This is a genomic window from Alexandriicola marinus (assembly GCF_004000435.1).
GTDB lineage: Bacteria > Pseudomonadota > Alphaproteobacteria > Rhodobacterales > Rhodobacteraceae > Alexandriicola > Alexandriicola marinus.
Map to the genome: position 1 here is coordinate 1 of NZ_RBVZ01000046.1, position 2,241 is coordinate 2,241.

Annotated in this window: 2 protein-coding genes; one reads left to right on the forward strand and one right to left on the reverse strand. The window is 55.6% G+C overall.

The window, feature by feature from the left end; genetic code table 11:
- The coding region (locus EP376_RS22550) for a LacI family DNA-binding transcriptional regulator (protein ID WP_164745060.1) at positions 1–496 on the reverse strand (496 nt) is incomplete at its 3' end.
- A 590-nt stretch (positions 497–1,086) separates the two neighbouring features.
- Here EP376_RS22550 and EP376_RS22555 point away from each other — a divergent pair.
- On the forward strand, positions 1,087–2,241 hold a 1,155-nt coding region (locus tag EP376_RS22555; protein WP_240652496.1), incomplete at its 3' end, for a TadA family conjugal transfer-associated ATPase.

Here is a 2,241-nt window from a genome sequence, read left to right on the forward strand (position 1 = left end):
CAATTCCATCGGAAATATCTGATTGTAATAGGAAAATGTTCTCATACGACTCTGCAATCGGCAGAATGTGATCCATCAGGACAAACGGACCGAATCCTTCAGCCACTTCGAACAGCTTTGCGTCACCGCCCATTTCCGGGTAGATCAATATCGCGTCCACCCCTTGCGAGATCAGCGAGGCGACGACCTCTGCCTGTTCCGCGGGATCACCCAGATGGCTTGCGACAAGAACATGGTTTCCCCGAGCCCGCGCGGCCAACATGATTTCCTGAGTCATCTCGGAATAGAACATGTTGGACATGTTCGTAACGACCAACCCGATGGATCCGGACCGCTGCTTGACGAGGCCGCGCGCCAACTGGTTCGGTCGGAATTTCAGTTGTTCGACAGCGTCCTGAACGAGGCGGCGTGTCTCTTCGGCGACAGCCCCTTCCTTATTGACAACCCGGGAGACGGTCTTGATCGACACGCCTGCCAAGGCGGCGACTTCCTTCATTGTAACAGGCACTGGATATCGTCCACAAGAATTTGACAACGTTGACACTAAGGCGACAACTCTGCGTGTCAACGTCCTTCGGGACAGTCGGACAAGGCCGCTTCTCGAGCTGACACGGTGTCAAGAAGTCGGCCTGTCCCACTTTCGGACCAGACCGGCCGGTCAGGCGGCTGCGTCGTGCAACCAAGCATCAACTTGCGGCGTGTCGAAGGCAGGCGTCCGTCCCGAACCCGGACCGGTGGGAGAGATCGGGGCTGCTTGGGACCAGCGGAGCAGGGTGTGGTTGGTAATGCCAAAGGTGTTGATACGACGCGTTGAGGGTGCAACGTTTGACGTTGCTGGCGTGTTTACGGACCTGGCCGGCGCACTTCCGGAATAAGTCCGGGCGAAAATTCGTGGGGGCCTTCTCATAGGCTTACCTTTGAGATGCGGGGGCTTCGTAACGAGGTCCCCGATTTCGTGTGGTAGTACGCTTTTCCAGCGCGCTGCGTATGGATTGCCGGTAATAGATAGCAGACGGCAAAGGTGACGTTTGGCTGTAATAAAAAGACCTATCGTTCTGTAGGTCTCTGAACGCTTGGAGAAACGTGGTGGCATTCGGTAAGGCGAGACGATCGAAACCTGATCCGGTTCAGGCTTCCGCAGTTTCCCAAGGGTCGAATTTTAGAAATTCAAACGATCTGGTCGATGATCGAGACTCGGATGATCAGGAATATTTCTACGCCGTAAAGGAAGAAGTTCGTACGGCCCTCGTTGAGCTGATCGATATCGATGAGATTAACGAGATGACGCCGGACGAGGCGCGTGGTGAGGTCAACAGGATAGCGAATGGGATCATCAGTCGTCGCGTAGGCGATATCCCCCCTTACCTTGCCGAGCAAATCGTAGAATCGCTCGCAGATGACGTCCTGGGCTATGGCCCGCTCGAGGAACTGCTTGTCCGGGATGAAATAACCGACATCATGGTCAATGGGCCTCGGAATGTATTCATAGAAGTCGGCGGACGGGTAAAGAAGACAGACGTTCGTTTCAAGAACCGCGACCACCTGCTGAACGTTTGCCAGAGAATCGTCTCGCAGGTTGGACGGCGGGTCGACGAAAGCAGCCCGATCGCTGACGCGCGACTTCCTGATGGATCAAGGGTGAATATCATTATCCATCCGCTGTCGCTGGATGGCCCGACTCTTACAATCCGTAAGTTCCGAAAGCAGCGTCTGACACTTGATGATTTGGTCATGTTCGGATCGCTCACCCCGGACGTCGCGGATATCCTCCGGGTGATCGCACGGACACGCTGCAATGTCATCGTTTCCGGGGGAACCGGCTCCGGGAAGACCACACTCCTGAACTGCCTGACCGCATACATTGATGAAGAAGAGCGCATTGTGACGTGCGAGGACGCGGCCGAACTTCAGCTGCAACAGCCGCACACTGTCCGCCTTGAAACGCGTCCTCCGAACCTTGAAGGCGAGGGTGAGGTGCGGATGCAGGATCTGGTAAAGAACTGCCTTCGTATGCGACCCGATCGCATAATTGTGGGGGAGGTGCGTGGCGGTGAAGCGTTTGACCTCATGCAGGCGATGAATACCGGCCACGACGGATCAATGGGGTCGATCCACTCCAACTCACCTCGCGATACAATTCGTCGGTTGGAGACCATGATTACCTCTTCAAGCTTTCAACTGCCAACACGAAGCATTCGCGAAATGATCTCGTCCTCCTGGTCTGCCCCCATCGAGTGGTCC